This is a genomic window from Azospirillum himalayense, assembly GCF_042657465.1.
Classification (GTDB): domain Bacteria; phylum Pseudomonadota; class Alphaproteobacteria; order Azospirillales; family Azospirillaceae; genus Azospirillum; species Azospirillum himalayense.
Window position 1 is genome coordinate 175,654 of the sequence record NZ_JBHSLC010000005.1, and the last position, 25,017, is coordinate 200,670.

Annotated in this window: 31 protein-coding genes and 1 tRNA gene; 22 read left to right on the top strand and 10 right to left on the bottom strand. The window is 67.1% G+C overall.

The window, feature by feature from the left end; all coding sequences use genetic code 11:
- Positions 1–3: 3 nt before the first annotated feature.
- The 4 genes from ACFPMG_RS04265 to ACFPMG_RS04280 all read right to left on the bottom strand — a co-directional run bounded on the left by ACFPMG_RS04265 (position 4) and on the right by ACFPMG_RS04280 (position 2,013).
- Positions 4–468, bottom strand: a complete 465-nt coding sequence (locus tag ACFPMG_RS04265; protein ID WP_376993963.1) for a DUF488 domain-containing protein — start codon at positions 466–468, stop codon at positions 4–6.
- The gene (locus ACFPMG_RS04270) at positions 465–884 is read right to left on the bottom strand and encodes a hypothetical protein (protein ID WP_376993964.1); all 420 of its coding nucleotides are present in this window, start codon (positions 882–884) and stop codon (positions 465–467) included. The genes ACFPMG_RS04265 and ACFPMG_RS04270 overlap by 4 nt, the downstream gene beginning before the upstream one ends.
- 80 nt (positions 885–964) lie before the next feature.
- A complete protein-coding gene (locus ACFPMG_RS04275) occupies positions 965–1,387 on the bottom strand; it encodes a hypothetical protein (RefSeq protein WP_376993965.1) in 423 nt (140 codons plus the stop codon).
- Positions 1,388–1,500: 113 nt separating this feature from the next.
- Positions 1,501–2,013, bottom strand: a complete 513-nt coding sequence (locus tag ACFPMG_RS04280) for a YciE/YciF ferroxidase family protein (protein ID WP_376993966.1) — start codon at positions 2,011–2,013, stop codon at positions 1,501–1,503.
- A 128-nt stretch (positions 2,014–2,141) separates the two neighbouring features.
- On the opposite strand from ACFPMG_RS04280, the gene ACFPMG_RS04285 reads away from it, so the two are divergent.
- Positions 2,142–2,384 (top strand): DUF6898 family protein, encoded by a 243-nt coding sequence (locus ACFPMG_RS04285; protein WP_376993967.1) that lies wholly within the window; start codon positions 2,142–2,144, stop codon positions 2,382–2,384.
- 328 nt (positions 2,385–2,712) lie between these two features.
- Positions 2,713–3,024, top strand: coding sequence for a hypothetical protein (locus ACFPMG_RS04290; RefSeq protein WP_376993968.1), 312 nt, complete (start codon positions 2,713–2,715; stop codon positions 3,022–3,024).
- Between the two features lie 144 nt (positions 3,025–3,168).
- On the opposite strand, the gene ACFPMG_RS04295 is transcribed toward ACFPMG_RS04290, so the two are convergent.
- Entirely contained in the window at positions 3,169–3,612 is a 444-nt protein-coding gene (locus ACFPMG_RS04295; RefSeq protein ID WP_014240726.1) for a Ros/MucR family transcriptional regulator, read from the bottom strand.
- Between the two features lie 538 nt (positions 3,613–4,150).
- Between ACFPMG_RS04295 and rpiB the strand changes: the two genes are divergently transcribed.
- The 11 genes from rpiB (at position 4,151) to ACFPMG_RS04350 (ending at position 14,347) form a co-directional block, all read left to right on the top strand.
- Entirely contained in the window at positions 4,151–4,582 is a 432-nt protein-coding gene (gene rpiB, locus ACFPMG_RS04300; protein WP_376993970.1) for a ribose 5-phosphate isomerase B, read from the top strand.
- Positions 4,583–4,636: 54 nt separating this feature from the next.
- Complete coding sequence (glyA, locus tag ACFPMG_RS04305) at positions 4,637–5,947, top strand: serine hydroxymethyltransferase (RefSeq protein WP_376993971.1); 1,311 nt, start codon at positions 4,637–4,639, stop codon at positions 5,945–5,947.
- 33 nt (positions 5,948–5,980) lie between these two features.
- A complete protein-coding gene (nrdR, locus tag ACFPMG_RS04310) occupies positions 5,981–6,445 on the top strand; it encodes a transcriptional regulator NrdR (RefSeq protein ID WP_014240731.1) in 465 nt (154 codons plus the stop codon).
- A 17-nt stretch (positions 6,446–6,462) separates the two neighbouring features.
- Positions 6,463–7,581 carry a bifunctional diaminohydroxyphosphoribosylaminopyrimidine deaminase/5-amino-6-(5-phosphoribosylamino)uracil reductase RibD gene (ribD, locus tag ACFPMG_RS04315; RefSeq protein ID WP_376993972.1) on the top strand — a complete coding sequence of 373 codons (1,119 nt, stop codon included), beginning with the start codon at positions 6,463–6,465 and terminating at the stop codon, positions 7,579–7,581.
- A gap of 112 nt (positions 7,582–7,693) precedes the next feature.
- Positions 7,694–8,281 (top strand): riboflavin synthase, encoded by a 588-nt coding sequence (locus ACFPMG_RS04320; RefSeq protein ID WP_014240733.1) that lies wholly within the window; start codon positions 7,694–7,696, stop codon positions 8,279–8,281.
- Complete coding sequence (gene ribB, locus ACFPMG_RS04325; protein WP_376993973.1) at positions 8,278–9,402, top strand: 3,4-dihydroxy-2-butanone-4-phosphate synthase; 1,125 nt, start codon at positions 8,278–8,280, stop codon at positions 9,400–9,402. Before ACFPMG_RS04320 ends, ribB begins: the two co-directional genes overlap by 4 nt.
- Before the next feature lie 21 nt (positions 9,403–9,423).
- Complete coding sequence (locus ACFPMG_RS04330; protein ID WP_014240735.1) at positions 9,424–9,888, top strand: 6,7-dimethyl-8-ribityllumazine synthase; 465 nt, start codon at positions 9,424–9,426, stop codon at positions 9,886–9,888.
- Positions 9,889–9,921: 33 nt separating this feature from the next.
- Complete coding sequence (gene nusB, locus ACFPMG_RS04335) at positions 9,922–10,494, top strand: transcription antitermination factor NusB (protein ID WP_376993975.1); 573 nt, start codon at positions 9,922–9,924, stop codon at positions 10,492–10,494.
- Positions 10,472–11,491, top strand: coding sequence for a thiamine-phosphate kinase (thiL, locus tag ACFPMG_RS04340; protein ID WP_376993976.1), 1,020 nt, complete (start codon positions 10,472–10,474; stop codon positions 11,489–11,491). Before nusB ends, thiL begins: the two co-directional genes overlap by 23 nt.
- Before the next feature lie 83 nt (positions 11,492–11,574).
- The gene (locus tag ACFPMG_RS04345) at positions 11,575–12,039 is read left to right on the top strand and encodes a hypothetical protein (protein WP_376993977.1); all 465 of its coding nucleotides are present in this window, start codon (positions 11,575–11,577) and stop codon (positions 12,037–12,039) included.
- A 205-nt stretch (positions 12,040–12,244) separates the two neighbouring features.
- Complete coding sequence (locus ACFPMG_RS04350; RefSeq protein ID WP_376993978.1) at positions 12,245–14,347, top strand: sodium-translocating pyrophosphatase; 2,103 nt, start codon at positions 12,245–12,247, stop codon at positions 14,345–14,347.
- A gap of 84 nt (positions 14,348–14,431) precedes the next feature.
- Here the strand turns inward: ACFPMG_RS04350 and ACFPMG_RS04355 are convergent, their stop codons facing one another.
- A complete protein-coding gene (locus ACFPMG_RS04355) occupies positions 14,432–14,899 on the bottom strand; it encodes an outer membrane protein assembly factor BamE (RefSeq protein ID WP_376993979.1) in 468 nt (155 codons plus the stop codon).
- A gap of 129 nt (positions 14,900–15,028) precedes the next feature.
- On the opposite strand from ACFPMG_RS04355, the gene ACFPMG_RS04360 reads away from it, so the two are divergent.
- The 8 genes from ACFPMG_RS04360 (at position 15,029) to ACFPMG_RS04395 (ending at position 19,877) form a co-directional block, all read left to right on the top strand.
- Positions 15,029–15,586 carry a ubiquinol-cytochrome C chaperone family protein gene (locus ACFPMG_RS04360; RefSeq protein WP_376993980.1) on the top strand — a complete coding sequence of 186 codons (558 nt, stop codon included), beginning with the start codon at positions 15,029–15,031 and terminating at the stop codon, positions 15,584–15,586.
- A 132-nt stretch (positions 15,587–15,718) separates the two neighbouring features.
- The gene (locus tag ACFPMG_RS04365) at positions 15,719–16,327 is read left to right on the top strand and encodes a YceD family protein (protein WP_376993981.1); all 609 of its coding nucleotides are present in this window, start codon (positions 15,719–15,721) and stop codon (positions 16,325–16,327) included.
- Between the two features lie 105 nt (positions 16,328–16,432).
- The gene (gene rpmF, locus ACFPMG_RS04370) at positions 16,433–16,618 is read left to right on the top strand and encodes a 50S ribosomal protein L32 (protein ID WP_014240744.1); all 186 of its coding nucleotides are present in this window, start codon (positions 16,433–16,435) and stop codon (positions 16,616–16,618) included.
- A 49-nt stretch (positions 16,619–16,667) separates the two neighbouring features.
- Positions 16,668–17,720 (top strand): phosphate acyltransferase PlsX, encoded by a 1,053-nt coding sequence (gene plsX, locus ACFPMG_RS04375; RefSeq protein ID WP_014240745.1) that lies wholly within the window; start codon positions 16,668–16,670, stop codon positions 17,718–17,720.
- A gap of 4 nt (positions 17,721–17,724) precedes the next feature.
- Positions 17,725–18,696 (top strand): beta-ketoacyl-ACP synthase III, encoded by a 972-nt coding sequence (locus ACFPMG_RS04380; protein ID WP_376993982.1) that lies wholly within the window; start codon positions 17,725–17,727, stop codon positions 18,694–18,696.
- Positions 18,697–18,833: 137 nt separating this feature from the next.
- The gene (locus ACFPMG_RS04385; RefSeq protein WP_014240747.1) at positions 18,834–19,172 is read left to right on the top strand and encodes an integration host factor subunit alpha; all 339 of its coding nucleotides are present in this window, start codon (positions 18,834–18,836) and stop codon (positions 19,170–19,172) included.
- 40 nt (positions 19,173–19,212) lie between these two features.
- On the top strand, positions 19,213–19,716 hold the full coding sequence (locus ACFPMG_RS04390) for a MerR family transcriptional regulator (protein WP_376993983.1): 504 nt from the start codon (positions 19,213–19,215) through the stop codon (positions 19,714–19,716).
- Between the two features lie 84 nt (positions 19,717–19,800).
- Positions 19,801–19,877: transfer RNA gene (locus ACFPMG_RS04395), tRNA-Pro, on the top strand.
- Positions 19,878–20,016: 139 nt separating this feature from the next.
- Here the strand turns inward: ACFPMG_RS04395 and ACFPMG_RS04400 are convergent.
- Positions 20,017–21,768, bottom strand: a complete 1,752-nt coding sequence (locus ACFPMG_RS04400; protein WP_417281697.1) for a cation:proton antiporter domain-containing protein — start codon at positions 21,766–21,768, stop codon at positions 20,017–20,019.
- A 292-nt stretch (positions 21,769–22,060) separates the two neighbouring features.
- Here ACFPMG_RS04400 and ACFPMG_RS04405 point away from each other — a divergent pair, with 292 nt between their 5' ends.
- The gene (locus ACFPMG_RS04405; protein ID WP_376993986.1) at positions 22,061–22,399 is read left to right on the top strand and encodes a hypothetical protein; all 339 of its coding nucleotides are present in this window, start codon (positions 22,061–22,063) and stop codon (positions 22,397–22,399) included.
- Positions 22,400–22,454: 55 nt separating this feature from the next.
- On the opposite strand, the gene ACFPMG_RS04410 is transcribed toward ACFPMG_RS04405, so the two are convergent.
- The 3 genes from ACFPMG_RS04410 to ACFPMG_RS04420 are packed head-to-tail and all read right to left on the bottom strand — an operon-like array spanning position 22,455 to position 24,998.
- Positions 22,455–22,952: a DUF934 domain-containing protein gene (locus tag ACFPMG_RS04410; RefSeq protein WP_149648679.1), complete on the bottom strand. Its 498-nt coding sequence runs from the start codon at positions 22,950–22,952 to the stop codon at positions 22,455–22,457.
- Positions 22,939–24,627 (bottom strand): nitrite/sulfite reductase, encoded by a 1,689-nt coding sequence (locus ACFPMG_RS04415; RefSeq protein WP_014240753.1) that lies wholly within the window; start codon positions 24,625–24,627, stop codon positions 22,939–22,941. Before ACFPMG_RS04415 ends, ACFPMG_RS04410 begins: the two co-directional genes overlap by 14 nt.
- A gap of 35 nt (positions 24,628–24,662) precedes the next feature.
- Positions 24,663–24,998, bottom strand: a complete 336-nt coding sequence (locus tag ACFPMG_RS04420) for a DUF2849 domain-containing protein (RefSeq protein WP_376993987.1) — start codon at positions 24,996–24,998, stop codon at positions 24,663–24,665.
- Positions 24,999–25,017 lie beyond the last annotated feature (19 nt).

Sequence of the window (25,017 nt, forward strand, 5' to 3'; positions counted from 1 at the left end):
CCCCTAAAAGGAAAAATCGGTGGGGTTCAGATGCTCCACCGCGAAGCCGAAGCGGCTGTGGAGCAATTCGCCGACGCGGAGCCGGTGGCAGAGGTGCGGCGACGCCTCGAAGCAGAGCAGGCAGGCCGGCTTTTCCCGCGCCAGGGCTGCGGCGCGGTTGATGTCGTGCTCGGCTTCCGGCGTCTGCATCTTCTCTTCGACGATCGACCAGAAGCGGTCCAGGTCGCCTTGGTGGGCGGCGACGCGGCCCTCCTTGGGCGTGCCCAGCCCCTTCAGATGGACGTAGCCGATCCCGGCCTCCTCCAGCCCAGCGGACAGCGGCCTCTTGGAGAAGCCGGCGCGGCGGGACAGGGGCAGTTCGCGAACGTCCAGTAGGACTCCGACACCCCGCGCCTTCAACGCACGCAGCACGGAGTCGAAGGAGGCGCCTTCGTAACCTATGGTGTAGAGCGGCGGCGGGCTGCTCATGACGGGGAGGGAAGAGCGTTGCGGATCATGTATTCCGCGATGTCCTTGGGCTTCACCTTGACGTCGGTCAGCGGCTCGTCGGCGGTCATCGCCTTCGCGACGAGAAGGCTGTTCTGCACGTTGGTCAGGGTGATGCGGAAGATGCCGGTGGCGCCCTTCAGCTTTGGGTAGTAGGTCGGATCGATGACCTTCTCCTTGCGCATCAGGCGTTCGATCACCGTCTCCTCCTCAAGGTCCGGCACCTCCTGGCTGTGGATCAGGCGCCAGTCGGATTCGCCTGCCCAGCCGGCCTCGATGGCGACCTTGGCCTCGTCATTGTCGGCGACCACGCCCAGCTTGAAGATGTGCTTTCCCTGTCCGACGTCGGACGCCCATTTCGTCAGCGCAGCGCTGCGCGCCACATAAACCACGGCCATTTTTGCAGATCCTCCCCGGTCAGGCGGCCATGCTGCCGCGAAGCGTCCGCCGAGGCAACCGCCGGAAGATGGGGATGGTGTCAGGGGAAGGAGGATTGCCGGGAGAGCGGCGTGATGAGGATGCGGCTGACCACGTCCTTGCCGAACAGCTTGACGCTTTCCTCGTCGATCTTGCGGCGCAGGGCGGGCATGTTGGCGATGTTACCGCGGACGATCCATCCCTCTTCGATGCCCAGATAAACCGCGCGAAGAGCGGCGTCGTGCAGCCGCGGGATAGCGACCTGGACTTCACCCAAACGGGTGGCGTTCGCCACCTCCAGCATCACCTCGATCTGGGTGTAGCGCTCGACCTGCCCGCGGGTGACAATGGGGACCATCACCGGCTTGATGCGGACGGAGGGCGGCAGGGCCGCCGGCCCCTCCGCTGCCTGGACGACCGTGACCGAACCGGCGACGGTGGCGGCGATCAGGAGGAAACCGAGGAAGGACGCGACCCTGCGCATAAGCGGGCACCGGAGAAATCGATTGGGTGACCCCGATAGTAGGGGTTCGCCCGCCCGCCTTCAATGGCGCCCGCTGTAACAAGAGATTCGGCTTATGATCCGGCGTGCGGTCCTCAGGCTGCCTTCTGACCGCTGGCCTGCATCGCCTTCTTGTTCACATCGTTGATCGCCAGCATGTTCAGCTTCTTGTCGGTTTCCTTCTCTTCGTTCAGAGTCTGCTCCAACAGCTCCGCCACCTTGGTGAGGCCGCAGGCGGTGGCGTAGGCGTGGACCGTGCCGTAGCTGGCGATCTCGTAATGCTCCACCTTCTGGGCGGCCGCGATCAGGGCGGCGTCCTGCACCTCCGGGGCTAGGCCCATCTCCATGATCTCGCGCGCTTCGCTGATCAGCCCTTCCATCGCGTCGCAATGCTTGCCACGGGTGCGGGTGTCCAACTCGTCGAACACCTGCTCAAGCCGCTCGATCTGGCCGCGGGTCTCTTCCAAATGGGACTCGAAGGCCGCGCGGAGCTGCTCGGAATGCGCCGCCTTGGCCAGTTTCGGCAGGGCCTTGGTGAGTTGCTTTTCGGCGTGGTAGATGTCGCGGAGTTCTTCGATCAGCAGATCCTGCATGGTCTTGGCAGCCATGGTGCCGGTACTCCCTTGCTGAGTGCGTCGTCCGCCAACAACAGGACGTAGCAGACGGGGTTCCGGAGCGGTTGCGCTGTGCTAAGGTGGTAACGGGACCGGCGAAGGCCGGCGATGGAGAAGAAGCGATGGTGGGCAATCGAGCGCCTGGAAAAGGCCAGACCGCTGGAAACGGCGCGGGAGGCGGCGTCGGCGAGGTGCTGTTCGAATTCCAGAGGGTCGGCAGCTATCTGAAGGTCATGGCCATCGACCCCGTCACCGCGACGGAAGTGTCGGTCGTCGGTCCGGCCACCGGTAGCCTGGAGCTGTTGAAGCGTACCGCGATCAGCAAGCTCCAGTTCGTTATGAAGCGCGACGCGGCCAAACGCTGAATCTTATACGCGAGTACAGACGCCAAGAAGCGCGCCCTCCCGGCGGGGCGGGGGGCGCGGCTAGTCTTGGCTTCTGCTGATGGTGAGCACTGACATCCCGGTGCCGGACCTGCGGAACCGATCCGGGGGTGAACTGCTCGGTTCCGACTCTAGACCTATGCCGCGTCGTGGGCACTGGTGCATCGGATGTAACGCCTGTAGAACCCGTTCCACGAACGAACGGACCTCCGTGATTCCTGGGCAATGCTTTCCAGATGGCGGTGGTCCCGACCGAATGCGGAGGGAGACGATCGCAATGCGTTGCGTGACGGTCTTGCGGAGATTGCCCGTGCTGTTGAGAGCGACCCTGAAGCCGGCGGCTACGCTGCTGGTGCCGGCCGTGGTGCTGCTAAGCCCGGCGGTGCAGGCGGAAACCACCATCATCTGCACGAAGCCCGGCGTTCCGCTCTGCATGAGCGACACCAGCACCTTTGTCAGCGCGGACAAGATGGCCGCCTGTCAGTTCGAGGTGAAGGAGTACGTGGACAAGACCATGGACTATCTGCGCTGCCTGAACGAGGAAAACACCAGCACAGGCCAGGAACTGACCCGCAACGTGGAACGATTCAATTGCCGCCTGTCGGGTCGCAACTGTGGGTGATGAGCAGCGCAGGCGGGTTTGGCAAAGCCCGCCCGCGCGACGGTTCGGATCGATCCAGGGCCAAAACGGCATAACGGCGTAACGACACAGGGCCGGCCTCCCATCGGGGAGGCCGGCCCTGTTCGTTCAGGACGGTGCTGGCGTTCAGCCGGCCTTGCGGCGGGTCTGGCGGCCGGAGCTGCGGCCGAGGCCGATCCGCTTCGCGAACTCGGAGCGCTGCGCCGCGTAGTTCGGCGCGACCATCGGATAATCCGGCGGCAGGCTCCAGCGCGCCCGGTATTCATCCGGCGACATGTTGTAGGTGGAGCGAAGATGGCGCTTCAGCATCTTCAGCTTTTTGCCGTCTTCCAAACACACGATGTATTCGGGCGTCACCGACTTGCGGATCGGCACGGCCGGCTTCAGGGGCTCTGAAGGAATTTCTCGAGGCTGCGTGTTCAGTCCGGTCAGCGACGAGTAGACCGTGTTGATCACCTCGGGAATCTGCTGCGCCGGCAGAACGTTCTTGCTGACATATGCGGAGACGATGTCCGCGGTCATCCGCAGAAGCTCGTTATCGGGCACATCGGCGCGAAGCTGGTCACTCATTGCCATTAGTCCTGATTTTTCATTTTGTCCCTAGCAACCAAGTTGCACAGCGTGATTTGGGTGTCAATATAATTTCGAGAGGAGCGAATTAAGTTATTTGCAAACTGCATGAAGTTACAAGGCGTGGCAAATCAGATGTCGCAGGAAATGGCCGGGCTGCGGCTGCACTGCCCCACGTTTAGGCATCGTCTAGTGCGGGGAAGTTGGGCAAGACCATGGGAATCGGGCACCGCAACTGGCCGATTCGTGATGAGAGACCGAATCGGTCAAGCTGCTTACTGGCCCTTAACGTCAACGGCTGCGGGAAATAGAGAAATATTTGTTCTCGGCATGTATCGTGAGCCGTGCCGATCTTTCCGCGCCCGTCCCTGCGTTCCTCCTTTCGCGCTCCTGTGCCCGGCGCAAAGCCCCCGTGCATTGTGTCCTTCTGGTGGTTCGGGGCGATATCTGGTAGCTTGCGCGCCATGCCGCCGTCCCCACCGGGTGTTTCCCCCCCGGGTCCGGCGCCATTGGTATTCGTGCACGGAGTTTTTCTTTCATGACCACCATCGCGATCGCGTCCGATCACGCGGGATACGAGATGAAGGCCCAGATCGCCTCCTGGCTGGCCGGCAACGGCTACGAAGTGCTGGACCTCGGCTGCAACGGTCCGGAATCGGTGGACTATCCGGATTTCGCCACGGCGCTGGCCGGTGCCATCAACGACCAGCGCGCGGCGCGCGGCGTCTTGATCTGCGGCAGCGGCATCGGTATCAGCATCGCGGCGAACCGCCATCCGGGCATCCGTGCGGCCCTGGTGCATGACGTGACGACCGCCCGCCTCGCGCGCCAGCACAACGACGCGAACGTGGTGGCGCTCGGCGCGCGCATCATCGGCGCGGAGATTGCGAAGGACTGCGTGGACGCCTTCCTGACGACCGATTTCGAAGGCGGTGAGCGGCACAGCCGGCGAATCGCCAAGATGGGATGAGACGGCCCTTCACCCGGCCCGTGACTGCTTTCTGAACCAAGGACCTGCCCTGCCATGACCGTGACCAACGCCGACCCCCGCGCCGAGATCGGCCGCTTCTTCGCCGCCTCGCTCGCCGAGACCGATCCCGAACTGGCCCGCGCGGTGCGCGACGAGCTGGTCCGCCAGCAGGAGCAGATCGAGCTGATCGCGTCCGAGAACATCGTCTCCCAGGCGGTGCTGGAGGCCCAGGGTTCGGTCATGACCAACAAGTACGCCGAGGGCTATCCGGGCCGGCGCTACTACGGCGGCTGCGAGTATGTCGACGTGGCCGAGACGCTGGCGATCGAGCGCGCCTGCAAGCTGTTCGGCTGCGGCTTCGCCAACGTCCAGCCGAACTCCGGCTCGCAGGCCAACCAGGCGGTCAACCTCGCCCTGCTCCAGCCGGGCGACACCATCCTCGGCATGTCGCTGGCGGCCGGCGGCCACCTGACCCACGGCGCCGCCCCGAACCTGTCGGGCAAGTGGTTCAAGGCCGTGCAGTACGGCGTGCGCCGAGACGACCACCTGATCGACTTCGACGAGGTCGAGCGTCTGGCCCGTGAGCACAAGCCGAAGCTGATCATCGCCGGCGGCTCCGCCTATCCGCGCGTCCTCGACTACCAGCGCTTCCGCGCCATCGCGGACGAGGTCGGCGCCTACTTCATGGTGGACATCGCCCACTACGCCGGCCTGATCGCCGGCGGCGTCTATCCGAACCCGTTCCCCTACGCCGACGTGGTCACCACCACGACCCACAAGACGCTGCGCGGCCCGCGCGGCGGCATGGTGCTGACCAACAGCGAGGAGATCGCCAAGAAGATCAACTCGGCGGTCTTCCCCGGCCTGCAGGGCGGCCCGCTGATGCACGTCATCGCCGCCAAGGCGGTGGCCTTCGCCGAGGCGCTGCGTCCGGAATTCAAGACCTACGCCAAGAGCGTCCTCGACAACGCCCGCGCCCTGTCGAAGGTGCTGATCGAGGGCGGCCTGGACATCGTGTCCGGCGGCACCGACAGCCACATCGTGCTGGTCGACCTGCGACCGAAGAACCTGACCGGCAAGGCCGCCGAGGCGAGCCTGGAGCACGCCGGCATGACCTGCAACAAGAACGGCGTGCCGTTCGACCCGCAGAAGCCGATGGTCACCTCCGGCGTCCGTCTGGGCAGCCCGGCGGCCACCACCCGCGGTTTCGGCGTGGCCGAGTTCGAGCAGATCGGCCGCCTGATCGTCGAGACGCTGGACGGTCTGGCCGCCAGCAACTCCGGCGACAACGCGGCGGTCGAGGCGAAGGTGCGGGAGGAGGTGCGCGAGCTGTGCCGCCGCTTCCCCATCTACCCGACCCTGTAATCATCAAGACCGACTAAAGGGGAAAGGCCGGACATGCGCTGCCCGTTCTGCGGACACGAGGACACCCAGGTCAAGGACTCGCGACCGACCGAGGACAACTCGGCGATCCGCAGGCGGCGGTTCTGCCCCAGTTGCAGCGCGCGCTTCACCACCTTCGAGCGCGTCCAGCTCCGTGAGCTGACGGTGGTGAAGAGCACCGGCCAGCGGGAGCCTTTCGACCGAGAGAAGCTCCTGCGCTCCATGCGCATCGCCCTGCGCAAGCGCCCGATCGACGCCGACCGCATCGACCGGGTGGTGAACAGTCTGGTGCGCCAGCTCGAATCCTCCGGCGAGAGCGAGATCCCGTCGAAGCAGATCGGCGAGATGATCATGGTGGCGCTCCAGACGCTCGATCAGGTCGCCTACATCCGCTACGCCTCGGTCTACAAGGACTTCCGCGAGGCGTCGGACTTCAACGAGTTCGTCGAGCAGCTCGCCCCCGAAGCCCAGAACGGGTGAGGGGGCGGGCGGCGCCCATGGCGAATCAAGCCATCCACCCCGACGACCTCCGCCACATGCGGGCCGCCCTGGCCCTGGCGGCGCGCGGGCTCGGCAACACTTGGCCGAATCCGGCGGTGGGCTGCGTCATCGTGCGCGACGGCGTGGTGGTCGGGCGCGGCTGGACCCAGCTGGGCGGACGCCCCCACGCCGAGACGGAAGCGCTGGCCCGCGCCGGTGGCGCTGCGCACGGTGCCACCGCCTATGTGACGCTGGAGCCCTGCAACCACTACGGGAAGACGCCGCCCTGCGCTCTGGCGCTGGTGGAGGCAGGGGTGGCGCGGGTGGTGGTGGCCTGCGGTGATCCCGACCCGCGGGTGGCGGGTGGCGGGCTGGAACGGCTGCGCGCCGCCGGGGTCGCGGTGGACACCGGCGTCTGCGAGGCCGCGGCCTGGACGCTCAACGAGGGCTTCTTCCGGCGCATCCAGGACGAACGTCCACTCTATACACTCAAGGCGGCGACGACGCTGGACGGGCGCATCGCCACCCACAGCGGCCAGTCGCAATGGATCACCGGGCCGACGGCGCGGGCCTGGGGGCATCGGCTGCGCGCCACCCACGACGCGATCATGGTCGGCATCCGCACCGCCCTGGCCGACGATCCGGAACTCACCTGCCGCCTGCCGGGGCTTGGCCACCGGTCGCCCGTGCGCATCGTGGTGGACAGCCGGCTGCGCCTGCCGCTGACCGGGAAGCTGGCGGCAAGCGCGCGGTCCGTGCCGACCTGGGTCGTCACCCGCGAGGACGCGGACCCGAGCCGCTTGGCCGTCTTCCAGGACTGCGGACTCGAGGTGATCCGCGTGCCCGCCGACTCCGCGGGCCTGCCGGATCTGGTCGCGGCGAGCGCCGCCCTGGCCCGCCGTGGCCTGACCCGTGTGCTGGTGGAGGGTGGGGCCACGCTGGCGGCCTCGCTGCTGCGGGCCAATCTGGTGGATCGCTTGGAATGGTTCCGCGCCGCCTCCGTCATGGGGGGCGACGGGTTGCCGGCGGTCCATGCCTTCGGGGTGGACGGGTTGGAGCGCATGGCGCGATTCCGCCGAACCGACCTGCGGCAGGCCGGGGACGACCTCGTGGAAAGCTACGTCCGCCGCGGTTGAGCGGTCGGGAATGTGCGGCGTCCGGCACCGTGCGGCGCGCAACAGTCCGTTGCGTGCCACGCCGTGCGGATGAATCTTTCACACGATTGAAAACCTGCTAAATTGCCGGCCCATGTTCACCGGAATCATCACCGATGTTGGGCGCGTTCGGGCCGTGGAACGGCAGGGCGACACCCGGTTCACCGTCGAAACCGTCTTCGCTATGGAGACGGTTCCCATCGGCGCGTCCATCGCCAACAACGGCGTCTGTCTGACCGTGGTCGAGAAGGGGCCGGGCTGGTTCGCCGTCCAGGCCTCCGCCGAGACCCTGTCGAAGACGACGCTGGGCGGCTGGGCCGAAGGCACGCGCATCAATCTGGAGCGGGCGCTCAAGGTCGGCGACGAGCTGGGCGGGCACATCGTGTCCGGCCATGTCGACGGCGTCGCCACCGTCGTGGAGGTCCGCGCCGACGGCGAGTCGAAGCGCTTCACCTTCGAGGCGCCGGCCACCCTGGCGAAATACATCGCCTCCAAGGGGTCGGTGGCGCTGGACGGCGTGTCGCTGACGGTGAACGAGGTCGATGGTGCGCGCTTCGGTGTGAACATCATCCCGCACACCCAGGATGCGACCACCTTCGGCGCGCTGAAGGCCGGGGACCGGGTGAACCTGGAAATCGATATGCTCGCGCGGTATGTGGCGCGGCTGGCAGGGCAGGAATGACGTCCGAGTTTCACGAGTATCTGTCGCGCCCCGAGGAGATCATCGAGGAGGCGCGCCAGGGCAAGATGTTCATCCTCGTCGATGACGAGGACCGCGAGAATGAAGGCGATCTGGTCATCCCGGCCCAGTGCGCGACTCCCGAGGCCGTGAACTTCATGGCCAAGTACGGGCGCGGCCTGATCTGCCTCGCCATGGACCAGAACCACATCGAGCGGCTGCGCCTGCCGCTGATGGCGCAGCAGAACGGCACCCGCCACCAGACCGCCTTCACCGTCTCCATCGAGGCGCGCGAGGGTGTCACCACCGGCATCTCCGCCGCCGACCGCGCCCGCACCATCCAGGTCGCCATCGACCCGACCGCAGGGCCGGACGCCATCGTGACGCCGGGCCACGTCTTCCCGCTGCTTGCCCGCGACGGCGGCGTGCTGGTCCGCGCCGGCCACACGGAAGCCTCGGTGGACATCGCCCGTATGGCCGGCATGAGCGCGGCGGGCGTGATCTGCGAGATCATGAACGACGACGGCACCATGGCCCGCCTGCCGGATCTGGTGAAGTTCGCGCAGTTCCATGGGCTGAAGGTGGGCACCATCGCCGACCTGATCGCCTACCGCCGCCGCACCGAGACGATCGTCGAGCAGAAGCTGGCGGCGACGCTGGACAGCCGCTTCGGCGGGCGTTTCCAGATGTACGTCTACGTCAACAAGGTGGCCTACGCGGAGCACATCGCGCTGGTGCGTGGCGACATCTCCGGCGACGAGCCGGTGCTGGTGCGCATGCACGCCCTGTCGGTGCTGGACGATGTGCTGGGCGACAAGAGCGCTGCGCGCGACGGCGAGCTTCAGGCCTCCATGGAGATGATCGCGCGGGAAGGCCGCGGCGTCATCGTCCTGCTGCGCGAGCCGATGGCCAACAGCCTGACCGAATCGGTGATGGCGCGGCTGGAAGGCCACGAGAATCCGACGCCCGCCCTGCGGGATTATGGCGTGGGGGCGCAGATCCTGCTGGACCTGGGCGTGCGCGACATGGTTCTGCTGTCGAACCGCAAGAAGTCCATCATCGGGCTGGAGGGGTACGGCCTGACCGTGCTCGGCCACCGCCCGATTCCCCTGCAAGACCAGTAACCGCCAGCCGAGCGACCCGAGATGACCGAAAAGCCCCATCTGATGATCGTGGAAGCCCGCTTCTACGAGGACATCGCCGACGAGCTGGTGAAAGGCGCCATCGCCGAGATCGAGAAGGAGGGCGCCACCTACCAGCGCGTCTCGGTCCCGGGGTGCCTGGAGATCCCGGCGGCGATCCTGTACGCCCTGCGTTCCATGGACTTCTTCACGGCGCGCAAGCGTTTCGACGGCTATGTCGGGCTGGGCTGCGTGATCCGCGGCGAGACCACCCACTACGACATCGTCTGCAACGAGAGCGCCCGCGGTCTCCAGGACCTCGCGCTGCGCTACGCGCTGGCCATCGGCAACGGCGTGCTGACCGTGGAGAACCGCGAGCAGGCCTGGGCGCGGGCCTCCGTGACGGCCAAGAACAAGGGCGGTTTCGCGGCGCGCGCCTGCCTTGACATGATCGAACTCAAGCGCCAATTCCGCCTCTATCCGCGGTGACCCCGCGGTGCAATTCCTGACAGACTGAGCATCATGAGCAACGACGACGCGGCTGACCGCGCGAAACAGAAGCGCAGCTCCCGGAACCGGACGGGTGGCGGATCGGCCAAGGCCCGGCGCAAGGCCGCGCGCCTTGCCGCCGTTCAGGCCCTGTACCAAATCGACCTGAATCAGATCGAACCGACCGGCATCGCCGTGGAGTCCGTGATCGGGGAATTCATCAACCACCGGCTGGGCGAGGAGATCGACGGGGCGAAGTTCGTTTCCGCCGACCCGCAGCTGTTCGCCGACATCGTCCGCGGCGCCGCGCACCGCCGGGCCGAGGTGGACGGCATGCTGTCCTCCGCGCTGGAGCCGCGCTACGCGCTGGACCGCTTGGAATTGCTGATGCGCGCCATCCTGCGGGCCGGCGCCTATGAGCTGTTCGTCCACAACGACACGCACCCGCGCATCCTCATCAGCGAGTATGTGGACGTGGCGCACGCCTTTTTTGCGGCGCGGGAGCCGGGCATGGTGAACGGCGTGCTCGACCACGTGGCCCGTGCGCTGCGGCCGGACGAACTGGCCCAGCCGGACCCCAGCCGTGACCACTCCAAAGACCGCTAGGGCAGACCCCGGCAAGCCGCTCGGCGAGTTCGGGCGGATCGACCGTTACTTCAGGCCGCTGGCGTCCGGGTTTCCCGGCGCCCGCGGGCTTGCCGACGACGCCGCCGTGTTCGGCGTTCCGCCAGACCAGGAGTTGGTCGTCACCACGGACGCCATGGTGGCGGGTGTCCATTTTTTCCCCGACGACGCGCCCGGCGACATCGCCGCAAAGCTGCTGCGCACCAACCTGTCGGACCTCGCCGCCATGGGGGCGGCCCCCTACGCCTACACCCTGGTCACCGCCCTGCCGAAGACGGTGGGGGAGGACTGGCTGGCCGGCTTCGCCGCCGGTCTTGGCGAGGATCAGGCCCGGTTCGGAATCGTGCTGGCGGGCGGCGACTCGGTCTCGACCTCCGGACCCATCACCCTGTCGGTGACCGCCTTCGGTCTGGTGCCGAAGGGCGGGGCGGTGCCGCGTTGGGGCGGGCGCCCCGGCGATCGCGTCTACGTCACCGGCAGCATCGGCGACGCGGCGCTCGGCCTGCGGATCGCCTACGGAACGCTTGAGGTGGCCGACGACTCGGCGCGCGCCACGCTGCTGGGGCGCCTGCGGCGGCCCGATCCACGGACCACGCTGGGACCGCGTCTGGTCGGGCTGGCGACCGGTTGCCTGGACGTGTCCGACGGTCTGGTCGCTGATCTCGGCCATCTGTGCGAGGAATCGGGCTGCGCCGCGGTTCTGGAGTCGGGGCGGGTGCCCCTGTCGAATGCAGCGAGGTCGGTGATCGGCGACGATCCGGTGCGCTTCGCCATGGCTCTGACCGGCGGCGACGATTACGAGCTGCTCTTCACCGCCGCGGAGGACGCCGCTCCGGCGCTCGCCGCCCTGTCGGCGGAGACCGGCGTGCCGGTGACCGCCATCGGCCATCTGCTGGAAGGACCGGCGGGCGAGGTGACGGTGACCGATGCGCAGGGGCGGGTTCTCGACCTGCCGACTCGCGGCTGGGACCATTTCTGAAAGCCCCCTCGTCGCGCGACTCCGCTTAACGCAATCGAAAGCAGGGCGGCGCTAGGCTCGATCCGTTCCGTATCCGGGAAGGGATGGGCGTGATCAAGGCCGTCATATTGCTGGTTTTGGGCCTGCTGCTGCTGGGCGGCGCGGGCTTCGGCGGCTGGATGATCTACAACAAGTATTTCGTCGAGCATGAGGAGTCGGCTCCCAAGAAGGAGGAGCCGCCGCCCAAGCCGCCCACCGGCTTCGTCCGCATGGCTCCCTTTGTCGTCCCGGCCATCGGCACGCAGAAGGTGGAGCAGTTCGTGACCGTGGTCGTCACGCTGGAAGTCGCTCTCGACAAGGTTCCCTATGTCCAGGCCCGCCAGCCGCTCGTCTACGACCGCTGCCTGTCGACCCTCTACGCCGCTGTCGACGACCGGTCGGTGATGACCGGCAACTTGGTCAACATCATTGCCGTAAAAGAAAAACTCGCCGCCGCCGCCGCGAAAGTGGTGGGGGAGGGTGTGGTGCAAAATGTTCTTGTTCAGGTGGTTACACAGCGCAATTTGTAACCGTTCTTAAAAAAGCCTATCCGAAAGTCAGGAGCGCCTCGGCCAAATCGCCGCGCCTATTCGAGCGTGGCGGCTGTTGCATTGTGCCATTCTCTTCGGCATCCTTTTCGGGAACAACTCGCCCGTCATCCACCTTCGTTTGTACGGGTCGTTTTCACGACAAGGCGGTAATCGGGCCCGAAACCATAAGAATTTGGGGGAACCGATGGCAGCAGCGTTCGTCATCATCATCGCCAGCGGCCTGTTGGCCCTGGCGTATGGGTACTACGCGGGCAAGCAAGTCATGGCGGCCTCCGCCGGTTCCGACCGCATGCAGGAAATCGCTGCGGCCGTGCAGGAGGGCGCCCGAGCCTATCTGAATCGCCAGTACACCACCATCGCCATCGCCGGCGTGGTTCTTCTCATCATCCTCGGCGCCTTCCTCGGCCTGCATGTGGCCATCGGCTTCCTGATCGGGTCGGTCCTGTCGGGGGCCGCCGGCTATGTCGGCATGAACGTGTCGGTGCGGGCCAATGTGCGCACGGCTCAGGCGGCGACCCACGGCTTGGCCCCGGCGCTCGACATCGCCTTCAAGGCGGGAGCGATCACCGGCATGCTGGTGGTCGGGCTGGGTCTGCTGGGGGTGGGTGTCTATTACGGCATCCTGACGATGATCTACCGCGTGACCGACCCGATCGAGGTCCGCGCCGTGCTGGAGGCCCTGGTCGCCCTCAGCTTCGGCGCCTCGCTGATCTCCATCTTCGCGCGTCTGGGCGGCGGCATCTTCACCAAGGGGGCCGACGTCGGAGCCGATCTGGTGGGCAAGGTCGAGGCCGGCATCCCGGAGGACGATCCCCGCAACCCTGCGGTGATCGCGGACAATGTGGGCGACAATGTCGGCGACTGCGCCGGAATGGCCGCCGACCTCTTCGAAACCTACGCCGTCACCATCGTCGCCACCATGCTGCTGGCGGCGATTTTCTTTTCGGGCGAGGTGATCCGCCTGCTGCTCGTCTACCCGCTGGTCATCGGCGCCGTCTGCATCGCCGCCTCCGTCGCCGGCACCTTCTTCGTGAAGCTGGGCAGCAACAACAACATCATGGCCGCCCTCTACAAGGGGCTGGCGGCGACTGCCGGCATCTCGCTGGTGCTGATCCTGATCGTGACCGCGATCATGTTCGGCTTCACCCGGCCCATCCCCCTGAACGGCGGCGGGTATGTGACCGGCGGCAACCTGTTCGTCTCGTCCTTGGTCGGGCTGGGCGTGACCGGCCTGCTGGTGTGGATCACCGAATACTACACCTCCACCGCCTTCCGCCCGGTGCGCAGCGTCGCCCGCTCGTCGGAGACCGGGCACGGCACCAACGTGATCCAGGGGCTGGCCGTGTCGATGGAGGCGACGGCTCTTCCCGTCCTGGTCATCTGCGTCGGCATCATCATCGCCTATGGGCAGGCCGGCATCTTCGGCATCGGAATCGCCGCGACCACGATGCTTGCGCTGGCCGGCATGGTGGTGGCGCTCGACGCTTATGGCCCAGTGACCGACAACGCCGGCGGCATCGCCGAAATGGCCGACATGCCGAAGGACATCCGCGTGACGACCGACGCGCTGGACGCCGTCGGCAACACCACCAAGGCGGTGACCAAGGGCTACGCCATCGGCTCCGCCGGCCTTGCCGCTCTGGTGCTCTTCGCCGCCTATGTGCAGGATCTGAAGCACTATTTCCCGAACGTGGCGGTCGAGTTCCGGCTGGACGATCCCTATGTGGTCGTCGGGCTGCTGATCGGCGGCCTGTTGCCCTACCTGTTCGGGGCGATGGGCATGACCGCGGTCGGGCGCGCCGCCGGATCGGTGGTGGTGGAGGTGCGCCGCCAGTTCCGTGAGATCAGCGGCATCATGGAGGGCACCGCCAAACCCGACTATGGGCGCGCCGTCGACATGCTGACCCGTGCCGCGATCAAGGAGATGGTCATCCCGTCGCTGTTGCCGGTGCTGGCGCCGGTGGTGCTGTACATCGTCATCGCCGCCATCGCCGGTCAGGCCCAGGCCTTCGCCGCCTTGGGCGCCATGCTGCTGGGCACCATCGTGACGGGAATCTTCGTCGCCATCTCAATGACCTCGGGCGGCGGTGCCTGGGACAACGCCAAGAAGTTCATCGAGGAGGGGAATCACGGCGGCAAGGGCTCCGACGCGCACAAGGCGGCGGTGACCGGCGACACCGTCGGCGACCCGTACAAGGACACAGCCGGTCCGGCGGTCAATCCGATGATCAAGATCACCAACATCGTGGCGATCCTGCTGCTGGCGATCCTCGCCCAGATCGGCTGAGTCGGATCGACGGAGGTCGGGACGGCACCAAAAGAAAAGCCCCGCGGAAGCGGGGCTTTTCGTGTGTCTGCAGACCGATTGGCGTCAGCGGCCGGGGCCGCGGTTGCGCGAGTCCTTGGCGGAGAAGCGCCCGACGTTGCCGAGCATCTGTTCGAGGAAGTTCAGCTCGCGGCCGGCGGTGGGGGTGCTGCGATCGACGATGTCGATCTGCTGGCCGTCCGTGGCGTCGAGCTGCTTCATCTCCGTCACCACGCCCGCGTCGTCGAAATGGACGACGACGACACGGCGCTCCATCACGCTCGGCTGGAAGAAGGCGACCTTCTCCGTCTTTTGGCCGATGTAGTACCAGACATTCTGGTCGAAGGTTCCCACGGAAGTCGGCGTGCCGAGGATGTCCGCCACATCCTCCCGCCGCGACTGGCCGGCCTTGATCTCGGCGATGCGGTCGGGGTCCGCCATGTTGCCGCGGGTCGCCACGGTGGGCGAGCACGCGGAGACGGCGAGACCCAGAAAGGCGAAGGCGCACAGCGCCGAAGGAATCGATCTCGTCATGGTGCTCAGGCTATGATGGCGCGGGCGGACCGCCGGACTCGAGCGGCAGGCCGGACTCCGCCCGCAATGCCGGGACAATCGCATCACGCGGTTTGTCCTGTCAACGAAACTCCGAGCGAGAGAGAAACCGTGCTTGACCGCCTGTTCCGGCGCCGGCGTGAAGCCCGTGCCGTCGCCGATTTCTATCTCACCATCGCGGCGCAGGCCCGCCGGCCGGCCTTTTACCGTGACCTCGGCGTTCCCGACACGCTGGACGGGCGATTCGACATGGTGGTGCTTCACGTCTTCTTGGTGATGCGCCGCCTGAAGGGGCAGGGGGCCGCCGCGGCGGACCGCTCGCGCCTGCTCTTCGAAGCGATGATCGACCATTTCGAGAAGTCGCTGATGGAGCAGGGGGTGGGCGACAGCGGAGTCGGGCGGCGCATCAAGACCATGGCGCGCGGCATCGCCGGCCGGATCGAGGTCTACGACCGCGCGCTTGCCGCCGAAGACGGCGACGAGGGCGATGCGGCGTTGCAGGTCGCGCTCGACAACAACGTCTATGGCACCGTATCGGAGGTGCCGCCGCAGCGGCTGGCCGTTCTGGCGGCCTATGTCCGGCGCGAGGCCGCCGGGCTGGAGGCGCAGTCTCTGGAGTCGCTCATGGCCGGAGAGGTGCGCTTCGGTCCGCCGCCCGGCGCCGGCTGATCGCACCCATCGAGTCTCTCCTTGCTATTGGGCGCGCCAATTGGACTTGCCTTTCCCGGCGTCCGAATTCATCTGACATTGAGACGAAGGCGCCCGCTCCAGAACGGGCGCTGTGACAAGGAACTGCCTGACATGCGCAACACGCCTCCGCTCTCCGCCGGCCCCATTCCGGAATTCTCGCGCATCGTCCGCGCCGACGCCGTCCACCGCGACGGCGACCTGGTCGAAACCATCGAGGCGACGGAGGCCGAGCGCAAGGCGCTGGCCGAGCGGTTCGAATTGGAGGGAATCGGGCGGCTGACCGCCCGGGTCCGCCTGCGCTCCGTGCGCGGCGGCCAGATGGTGCGCGTCGAAGGGGAACTGGAAGCCGACGTGGTGCAGACCTGCGTCGTCACGCTGGAGCCGGTGCCCGCCCAGGTTTCCGATCGCTTCGGCGCTCTGTTCGCGCCGGAGTCGATGGTCCCCGGCGAGGAGGACGAGATCGAAATCGACCCGAACATCGCCGAGGAGGACATCCCGGAGGCGATGGCCAACGGGCGCATCGACATCGGTGAATTGACCGCCCAGCATTTGTCCCTGGCGCTCGACCCCTATCCTCATGCAGAAGGCGTGGCGTTCGACGGATACAGCGAAGGCGAAGAGGAGGAGGAGGCTGCGGCCCCCGCCGATGATGATGCCGGCGCCGATCCGGAGAAGCCGAACCCGTTCGCCGCGCTGGAACGTCTGAAACGACAGAATTGAGGGCGGAACGGGCTTGCCCTTCGGGGGCAATTGCCGTATTGAATGCCGCTCGCGTCAGGCGGCCCCTCTTCGGGCCGCCTTTTACAATGAAGAGAGTTTACGGCCATGGCTGTTCCGAAGAAGAAGACCTCCAAGTCGCGCCGCAACATGCGTCGCTCGCACCACGCTCTCCCGACCTCGTCCTACGCCGAGTGCTCGAACTGCGGCGAGCTGAAGCGCCCGCACCATGTCTGCGGCTCTTGCGGTCACTACGACCAGCGCGAAGTGGTTCAGAGCGCTCCGGCGGCCTGATGGCGGTTTGGTTGGCCGCCCTACGTCCTAGCCAGGGAGCCTGTCCGCGGTGAGCCAGCGCCTGACCATTGCCCTTGATGCCATGGGCGGTGACAAAGGACCCGACATGGTGATTGCCGGGGCGGATATCGCCCGCGAGCGTCACCCGCAGGTGCATTACCTGCTGTTCGGGGACACCGCCCGCATCGAGCCGCTGCTCGCGCAGCGGCCCGCCTTGAGAGCGGTGGCCGAGGTGCGCCACACCCCGGACGCCGTGGCCGGCGACGCCAAGCCGTCGGTCGCGTTGCGCGCCGGACGCCAGTCGAGCATGCGTCTCGCCATCGATTCGGTGGCGGGCGGGCAAGCCGCCTGCGTGGTCTCCGCCGGCAACACCGGCGCGCTCATGGCCATGGCCAAGTTCGTGCTGAAGACCATTCCCGGGATCGACCGCCCGGCCATCGCCTCCTTCTTCCCGACCCTGCGCGGGGAGAGCGTCATGCTCGACCTCGGCGCCAACACCGAATGCCAGCCCGAGAATCTCGTGCAGTTCGCCGTGATGGGCGCGGTCTTCGCGCGCACCGCGCTGAACCTGTCCGAGCCGACCATCGGCGTGCTGAACATCGGTTCGGAAGAGGTGAAGGGGAACGAGGTGGTGCGCGCCGCCGCGACCCGTCTGCGCGAAATGCCGCTGCCCGGGCGCTTCCACGGATTCGTCGAGGGCAACGACATCGCCACCGGCACGGTGGACGTGATCGTCACCGACGGCTTCACCGGCAATGTCGCCCTGAAGACCGCCGAAGGCACGGCGAAGCTCTTCACGGAGTTCCTGCGCCGGACGTTCCAGTCCTCCTGGACGGCGCGTCTCGGCTACCTGCTGGCCCGCGGGGCCTTCAAGCGGTTGAAGCAGCGCACCGATCCGCGCCGCTACAACGGCGCCATGTTCCTGGGCCTGCGCGGCGTCTGCGTGAAGAGCCACGGGGGCACCGACGCCATCGGGTTCGCCAACGCCATCGGTGTGGCCTACAATCTGGCGGCAAACGGTTTCAACGACCGAATCAAGGAAGAGATGCAGCGTCTTGCCGACGCCAAGCCTCTTCCCGACACGAAGGCGGCGGCGGTCTAACATCATGGTCAAGCGTTCCCGAGTTCTCGGCTGCGGTTCCTACCTCCCGGCCAACGTCGTCACGAATCGCGACCTTGAAGCCCGCGTGGACACCTCGGACGAGTGGATCGTCCAGCGCACCGGCATCAAGTCGCGCCACATCGCCGCCGACGGGGAACTGACCTCCGACCTCGCCATCGCCGCGGCGACCCGCGCGCTGGAGCATGCCGGGGTGGACGCCGCCAGCATCGACTGCATCGTGCTGGCGACGACGACTCCGGACAACACCTTCCCCGCCACCGCGACCAAGGTGCAGGCGGCGCTGGGGACCAAGGGCTTCGCGCTGGACATCCAGGCGGTGTGCGCCGGCTTCGTCTACGCGATGTCGATCGCCGACAACTTCATCCGCATTGGGCAGGCCAACCGCGCCCTGGTCATCGGCGCGGAGACCTTCTCCCGCCTGCTCGACTGGAAGGACCGCACCACCTGCGTCCTGTTCGGCGACGGCGCCGGGGCCGTGGTGATGGAGGGGTACGACGCCGCCGGGACCGCGGCGGACCGCGGCGTGCTGTCGACCCACCTCCATTCGGACGGCGCCCAGTACGGGCTGCTCTACGTCGATGGCGGCCCGTCGACCACCGGCACGGCCGGGCATGTGCGAATGAACGGCCAGGACGTGTTCCGCCACGCCGTCAGCAAGCTGTCCTCGGTCGTCGAGGAGGCCCTGGCCGCCAACGGCCTGGAGCCGTCGGCGGTGGACTGGCTGGTGCCGCACCAGGCCAACCAGCGGATCATCGACGGCATCGCCCGCAAGCTGAAGCTGCCGTCCGACAAGGTCGTGCTGACGGTGGACCGCCATGGCAACACCTCCGCCGCCTCCATCCCGCTGGCGCTGTGCGAGGCGGTGCATGACGGCCGCGTGAAGCGCGGCGACCTGATCCTCATGGAGGCCATCGGCGGCGGCCTGACCTGGGGTGCCGCGATGGTGCGCTGGTAAGCGGCGCACCCGCTTCTTTTTCCGCAGGGTGGCGTTTGCTGCGCTGCTCACAACGACGCGATCCAAGCTTTTGAATTGACCGGGTTCTTTCCCCGGATTACGGTTTTTCCCCTATGGTTTCGGGGGGGAAGCGAACCATGTCACAGAACACCGTCACCCGCGCGCAGCTCAGCGAAGCGGTCTACCAAGAGGTCGGCCTGTCGCGCAACGAATCCGCCGATCTGGTCGAAAGCGTCCTGGAGGAGATCTCCGACGCCCTGGCCCGCGGCGAGATGGTCAAGATTTCGTCCTTCGGCAGTTTCCAGATCCGGCAGAAGGGGCAGCGGGTCGGCCGCAACCCGAAGACCGGCGAAGAGGTTCCGATCCTGCCCAGGCGCGTCCTGGTCTTCCGGGCGAGCCACGTCCTGAAGAACCGCATCAACGAGGTCGTTGAGGCGGAGGAAGCCGAGGCGCAGCGCGTGAAGGCGGTCTCCTGATCCGCTGCACGAACCGGCCGGCAACAAGGGTTTCCCGGATATGAAGGCGCGCGGCCCCACGAAGTCCGCCACGGCGTTCCGCACGATCAGCGAGGTGTCGTCCGACCTGGACGTGCCGCAGCATGTGCTGCGTTTCTGGGAAGGCAAGTTCCCGCAACTCCGCCCGCTGAAGCGCGGTGGGGGGCGGCGCTACTACCGCCCGGAGGACGTGGACCTGCTGCGGCAGATTCAGAACCTGCTGTATGGCGAAGGTTACACGATCAAGGGTGTCCAGCGCCTCCTGAAGGACGGGAAGGTGGACGACGATCCGGACGCCCGGAGGGTGGAGGAAACGCCGGAGGAACCGGATGTACCCGACACCTTCGAGGCCGTTCCCAACGAGGCAGGCGTGGCCGTGCTCGACGGGGAGGGGGGCGCTCCGGTCGTTGCGCTCGACGGCCTATCGGACACCATCCGGCAGGCCATCGCCCAGGCGCTTGACGAGTTGAGGGAGGCGCGCCTACTGCTCGCGGTGGGAGAGGAAAAAGAAATTCGAGAAGTGTGAAAAAAGTGAACTGTAGCGCTTGCGTTGGACCAAGGTCCCGGCTATAGTCCCGCTCCCTTCCAGAACGAAGGGCGGTCCGTCGAACGGAGCGTAGCGCAGCCTGGTAGCGCATCAGACTGGGGGTCTGGGGGTCGCAGGTTCAAATCCTGTCGCTCCGACCAATGTTCTGGAAGATGAAAAGGCCTTGGAGCTGATCGGCTCCAAGGCCTTTTCTTTTGCTTTTCTCCAAAGGCCGGATTGCCGAAGGCGCCGGCCTCCGCTGGAGAGGCCGGCGGCGGTTCCGTTGCAATGCGCGTGCGCTCAGGCGGCGCTTTCCGATGCGGCCACGGCCTCGTCAGTGGCGGCGTCCTGCTGGTTCATCTTGCGCCGTTGCGCGGCCATGTCGATCAGGGCGGTGCGCAGCGCCGGGTGGCGGGCGGTGAACTGGTTGAAGTCGCGCCGCTCCAGCACCTGAAGCTGGCAATAGTCGACCGCGGCGACGTCGGCGTTGCGCCGCTGGCCGCTCAGCAGCGCCATCTCGCCGAACATCGTGCCAGCGCCCAGGCGGATGGTCTGGCCCTCCATAAGCACCTCCACGGCGCCTGAGGAGATGAAGTACATGGCGTTGGCGCGGTCGCCCTTGCGGATGATCCGCTCGCCAGGCACCGCCGACTTGGGCCGGAACAGCATCATCAGCCGTTCCTGCTCGTGGGCGTCCAGCAGCGACAGCACGGGGAAGGTCTTGGCAAGCGCCTGGATTTGCAGGTCATGCTCCTTCTCGCGCTCCTCCGCCTGGTGGCGGGCGTCGGCGAGGCTGCTCTGGAGCCGCTCGAACTGCTCCCAGCCATAGGGCGGCACACCGGCCGTCCGCTTGGCCTGGAGATGCTTGCGCAGCGCGGCGACCCCCGCGAAGACCGCCGGGTTCAACGTGATCGACAGCAGCGCGCCGGCCAGCACGAGGTCGCGCCCCTCTTCCGGCAACAGGCCGAGCGACAGGCCCAGCCCGACGAGGATGAAGGAGAACTCGCCGATCTGGGCGAGGCTGGCCGACACCGCCAGACCCATGCCCACCGGGAAGCGCAGCAGGATCACGATGCCGAAGGCGATCAGCGACTTGCCGACCACGATCAGAGCCACCACAGCGATGACCGCCAGCGGGTCGCGCAGCAGGATCGACGGGTCGAACAGCATGCCGACCGACACGAAGAACAGAACGGCGAAGGCGTCCTGCAACGGCATCGAATCGGTGGCCGCCTTGTGGCTGAAGCGCGATTCGTTCAGCACCACGCCGGCGAAGAAGGCACCCAGCGCGAAGGACACGCCGAACAGCACCGCCGAACCGTAGGCGACGCCGAGCGCGATGGCGAGAACCGACAGGGTGAACAGCTCGCGCGAGCCGGTGCGCGCCACGTTGGTCAGGATCACCGGGACGACGCGCGGGCCGAGCACGATCGCCAGAACGGAAAAGGCCGCCACCTTGCCCAGCGTCAGGGCCAGAGTCAGCCAGATCGGCCCGTCCGAGCCGGCGCCATGGCCCCCGGCGGCACCCCCGGCGGCACCGGGCGCGTGGCCACCCAGGACCTCCGCCAGAGCCGGCAGCAGCACGAGCGCCAGAACCATCGCGAGGTCCTCGACGATCAGCCAGCCGACCGCCACGCGGCCCTCGGCGGTGTTCAGCATGTCGCGCTCTTCCAGGGCCTTCAGCAGGACGACCGTGCTCGCCACCGACAGGCTGAGGCCCAGCACGAGACCGGCGCCGAGACTCCAGCCCCACAACCAAGCCAGCCCGACGCCCAGCGCGGTGGCGAGGCCGATCTGGCCGACCGCGCCGGGAACGGCGATTTTCCGGACCGCCAGCAGGTCGGAGGGCGAGAAATGAAGACCGACGCCGAACATCAGGAGAATGACGCCGATCTCGGCCAGCTGGGCGGCCAGGGCACCGTCGGCGACAAAGCCCGGCGTGAAGGGGCCGATGATGATGCCGGCGACCAGATAACCGACGAGGGGAGGCAAGCGAATGCGGTCGGCGAGATATCCGAAGATGAAGGCCAACCCGAATGCGATGGCGATCATGGAAATAAGCGGAACATCATGGGACATGCGAGAATCCTGGCTGCATCGGCGCGATGCCGCATAGTACGGATTTTGGCTGGAGGTGTGAGCAATGTTGTCGGGATTTTTCCAGCCGTTCGCCCGCATTCGCGGGAACTGACGTGGGATCGCCGCAAATTCGCCTCAATTGCCCAATGCGTCGGCATAAGAGTCTGAATCCATGCGGTGTGACTTTGCTGGCTTGTCGCGTTCCAGGGCTGGATAAGCCGGCCGGGACCGCTATGCTCCGCAGGCGGATGGGGAGGGAATGGCTATGGCAAGCAAGAGACGCAAGGCATCCAGGAAGACCGGCCGGGGGCGTTCCGCCGCCGGGCGTTCTTTGGCGGGCGAATCGATGGTCCTTGAGGGGCGGGCGCCGCGACCGCAGGTCCGGACGACCCCGGTCTTACAAAGCCGGGGCAATGCGAAACGCTCCGTCTCTCTGGACGGCGATTCGGGGGCCTTTCTCGGGCCGGAGCAACAGTATCTGCTGAGAAAGCGCCAGGAGGTCGAACGGCGCGAGGCCCGGTTGCGGCGCACCGTGGCCGGGGTGCTGGTCGCGCTCGCCGCGGCGGCGGCGGGCGGCCTGTTCTGGGCGTTTGGCGGGGTGTGAAACCGCGCCGCGCCCGCTCCGATGAAATTGGGACGCGGGCGCGGGGCGAAGCGTGTCAGGACCCCAGGCGGCGGCGCAGGAGCGACAGCGGCTGTGGGTCGTCCAGCGACGGCTGGAAGGCGACGGTGATCTCCGTCAGGGCGTGCGCCCAACTCTCCGGGTTGGTGTTCTCCGGCGCTTCGGCGGAGGTGAAGCCGGTGCGCAGGAGGAAGCGGTACTGGTCGGGGATGACGTGCCCGACCGCCCGGATTTCACCCTGATAACCGAAGCGTTCCCGCAGCTCGCGCGCGGTGGAGAAGCCGCGGCCGTCGCGGAACTTCGGGAACTCGATCGCCACCAGGGCGAAGCGGTCCAGGTCCGGCGCGATGGCCGGGGCCAGGGTCCCGCTCTTGACCCGGACGCCGAGCGCCGCGTTGCGCCCGTCGAAGCTCGCGCGCTCCGCCTGCCAGCGCTCGAAGGTGACGATGGCGGGACGGTCGGCGGGAACCGGCTCGCCGTCGGCGACCGCAACCCACTCGTCCTCGACGATGCGGCCGTCCTTAATGAGCGGCATAGACTCTCTCCTTGAACGGGCCGTGGCCGACGCGCTTCAGCGTGTCGATGAAGCGTTCCCCGTCGTGCCGGTTGGACAGATAGACCTCGACGATGGCTTCGATGGCGTCCACCGTCTCGTCGGCGGTCACCGCCGGGCCGAGGATGTCGCCGATCGCCGTGGTCAGGGTCGGGTCGCCGCCGACGGTGATCTGGTAGAACTCCTCGCCCTTCTTATCCACGCCGAGGATGCCGATGGCGCCGACATGGTGGTGGCCGCAGGCGTTGATGCAGCCGCTGATCTTGATGCCCAGCTCGCCGATGGTCTGCTGCCGCGCCGGATCGGCGAAGCGGGCCGAGATGGCCTGGGCCAGCGGGATCGAGCGGGCGTTGGCCAGCGCGCAGTAGTCGAGGCCGGGGCAGGCGATGATGTCGCCGATCAGCCCGGCGTTCGGCGTGCCCAGCCCGTTGGCCTCCAGCGCCGTCCACAGCGTGAACAGCGCGTCCTGCCGGACATGGGCGAGAACGAGGTTCTGGGCGTGGCTGACGCGGAGTTCGCCGAAGCTGTGCGCGTCGGCCAGATCGGCGATCAGCTCCATCTGCTCCGAGGTGGCGTCGCCGGGGATGCCGCCGGCGGGCTTCAGCGAGATGGTGGCGGCGGCGTAGCCGGGGACCTTGTGGGCCAGCACGTTGACCGCCACCCAGCGGGCGAAGTCCGGGTTCGCGGCCTTGGCGGCCTGGAAGGACTCCGGCTCGTCGGTCAGCGTCTCGAAGGCCGGGCCGCCGAAGCGGCGGCGGATCTCGTCGACGACCTCCGGCGCGAGGCGGTATTTCGGGCCGCGCAGGCGGGCGAACTCCTCCTCCACCTCCTGGGTGAATTTCTCCTGGCCCAGCTCGTGGACGAGGATCTTGATGCGCGCCTTGTAGATGTTGTCGCGCCGGCCGTACTGGTTGTAGACGCGCAGGATGGCTTCGAGATAGGCGACGAAGTCCTCTTCCGGCACCCAGTCGCGGATCAGCTTGCCGATGAAGGGCGAGCGGCCGAGACCGCCGCCGACGTAGAAGGTGAATCCGACCTCGCCCCGCTCGTTGCGCTTTGCGAAGACGCCCACGTCATGGACGCGGATGGCCGCGCGGTCGGCGTCCGACCCCATGATGGCGATCTTGAACTTGCGCGGCAGAAAGGTGAATTCGGGGTGCAGGGTCGTCCACTGCCGCAGAATCTCGGCGTAGACTCGCCCGTCCACCACCTCGTCCCGCGCAGCACCCACGAACTGGTCGGTGGTCACGTTGCGCACGCAGTTGCCGCTGGTCTGCAGCGCGTGCATGTCCACCTCGGCCAGCTCGTGCAGGATCGCCGGGGTGTCCTCCAGCTTGATCCAGTTGAACTGGAGATTCTGGCGGGTCGTGAAGTGGCCGTAGCCCTTGTCGTACTTCCGCCCGATCTCGGCCAGCTTGCGGAGCTGCCGCGCGGTCAGGACGCCATAAGGGACGGCGATGCGCAGCATGTAGGCGTGAAGCTGGAGGTAGAGGCCGTTCATCAGCCGCAGGGGCTTGAACTCGTCCTCCGTCAGCTCGCCGGACAGGCGGCGCTCGACCTGGGCGCGGAACTGCTCCACGCGCTCCGCGACGAAGCGGCGGTCGATGTCGTCGTAGCTGTAGACCCCGGCGTTGCGGCCGGGCGCGATGTGGTTCATGGAACTCGCCCTTGTCAAAAAAGTGGCCGCCCGGTTCAGGCCGCAGCCTGCTTGCCGAGATCGATGCGGACGGTGGGGCCGAGCGCCCGGATGCGCTCCCGCGTCTTGACCGGCACCCGCTGCCCGTCCATGACGCGCAGTTCGAAGGCATAGACGTCCACGGCGAACTGCTCGCCCTCCGCCTTGGCCTTGGCGGCGGCCAGGGCCGTTTCGGCGGCCGCCGCGTCCTCGAACAGGGCGGCGTCGTCCAGACGCTCAACCCAGCCGAGGTCGGGGCCGGGGGCGAGGAAGATCACCTCGCCGTCGCGCAGGCGGTTGGCGGTGATGGCCTTCAGCACCGCCTCGTTCCTGGACTTATCGTTCAACGCCATGCCTTCAACTCCTAACACG

Coding starts and splice junctions, on each gene's coding strand:
- ACFPMG_RS04285 (WP_376993967.1), top strand. CDS start 2,142: ATGGTGGGCAATCGAGCGCCTGGAAAAGGCCAGACCGCTGGAAACGGC.
- ribB (WP_376993973.1), top strand. CDS start 8,278: ATGACGTCCGAGTTTCACGAGTATCTGTCGCGCCCCGAGGAGATCATC.
- ACFPMG_RS04385 (WP_014240747.1), top strand. CDS start 18,834: ATGTCACAGAACACCGTCACCCGCGCGCAGCTCAGCGAAGCGGTCTAC.
- ACFPMG_RS04270 (WP_376993964.1), bottom strand. CDS start 884: ATGGCCGTGGTTTATGTGGCGCGCAGCGCTGCGCTGACGAAATGGGCG.
- nusB (WP_376993975.1), top strand. CDS start 9,922: ATGAGCAACGACGACGCGGCTGACCGCGCGAAACAGAAGCGCAGCTCC.
- ACFPMG_RS04405 (WP_376993986.1), top strand. CDS start 22,061: ATGGCAAGCAAGAGACGCAAGGCATCCAGGAAGACCGGCCGGGGGCGT.
- ACFPMG_RS04380 (WP_376993982.1), top strand. CDS start 17,725: ATGGTCAAGCGTTCCCGAGTTCTCGGCTGCGGTTCCTACCTCCCGGCC.
- ribD (WP_376993972.1), top strand. CDS start 6,463: ATGGCGAATCAAGCCATCCACCCCGACGACCTCCGCCACATGCGGGCC.
- rpiB (WP_376993970.1), top strand. CDS start 4,151: ATGACCACCATCGCGATCGCGTCCGATCACGCGGGATACGAGATGAAG.
- rpmF (WP_014240744.1), top strand. CDS start 16,433: ATGGCTGTTCCGAAGAAGAAGACCTCCAAGTCGCGCCGCAACATGCGT.
- ACFPMG_RS04275 (WP_376993965.1), bottom strand. CDS start 1,387: ATGCGCAGGGTCGCGTCCTTCCTCGGTTTCCTCCTGATCGCCGCCACC.
- ACFPMG_RS04320 (WP_014240733.1), top strand. CDS start 7,694: ATGTTCACCGGAATCATCACCGATGTTGGGCGCGTTCGGGCCGTGGAA.
- ACFPMG_RS04295 (WP_014240726.1), bottom strand. CDS start 3,612: ATGAGTGACCAGCTTCGCGCCGATGTGCCCGATAACGAGCTTCTGCGG.
- glyA (WP_376993971.1), top strand. CDS start 4,637: ATGACCGTGACCAACGCCGACCCCCGCGCCGAGATCGGCCGCTTCTTC.
- ACFPMG_RS04390 (WP_376993983.1), top strand. CDS start 19,213: ATGAAGGCGCGCGGCCCCACGAAGTCCGCCACGGCGTTCCGCACGATC.
- ACFPMG_RS04345 (WP_376993977.1), top strand. CDS start 11,575: ATGGGCGTGATCAAGGCCGTCATATTGCTGGTTTTGGGCCTGCTGCTG.
- ACFPMG_RS04330 (WP_014240735.1), top strand. CDS start 9,424: ATGACCGAAAAGCCCCATCTGATGATCGTGGAAGCCCGCTTCTACGAG.
- ACFPMG_RS04280 (WP_376993966.1), bottom strand. CDS start 2,013: ATGGCTGCCAAGACCATGCAGGATCTGCTGATCGAAGAACTCCGCGAC.
- ACFPMG_RS04355 (WP_376993979.1), bottom strand. CDS start 14,899: ATGACGAGATCGATTCCTTCGGCGCTGTGCGCCTTCGCCTTTCTGGGT.
- ACFPMG_RS04350 (WP_376993978.1), top strand. CDS start 12,245: ATGGCAGCAGCGTTCGTCATCATCATCGCCAGCGGCCTGTTGGCCCTG.
- ACFPMG_RS04365 (WP_376993981.1), top strand. CDS start 15,719: ATGCGCAACACGCCTCCGCTCTCCGCCGGCCCCATTCCGGAATTCTCG.
- nrdR (WP_014240731.1), top strand. CDS start 5,981: ATGCGCTGCCCGTTCTGCGGACACGAGGACACCCAGGTCAAGGACTCG.
- ACFPMG_RS04420 (WP_376993987.1), bottom strand. CDS start 24,998: ATGGCGTTGAACGATAAGTCCAGGAACGAGGCGGTGCTGAAGGCCATC.
- ACFPMG_RS04410 (WP_149648679.1), bottom strand. CDS start 22,952: ATGCCGCTCATTAAGGACGGCCGCATCGTCGAGGACGAGTGGGTTGCG.
- ACFPMG_RS04415 (WP_014240753.1), bottom strand. CDS start 24,627: ATGAACCACATCGCGCCCGGCCGCAACGCCGGGGTCTACAGCTACGAC.
- ACFPMG_RS04400 (WP_417281697.1), bottom strand. CDS start 21,768: ATGATCGCCATCGCATTCGGGTTGGCCTTCATCTTCGGATATCTCGCC.
- ACFPMG_RS04265 (WP_376993963.1), bottom strand. CDS start 468: ATGAGCAGCCCGCCGCCGCTCTACACCATAGGTTACGAAGGCGCCTCC.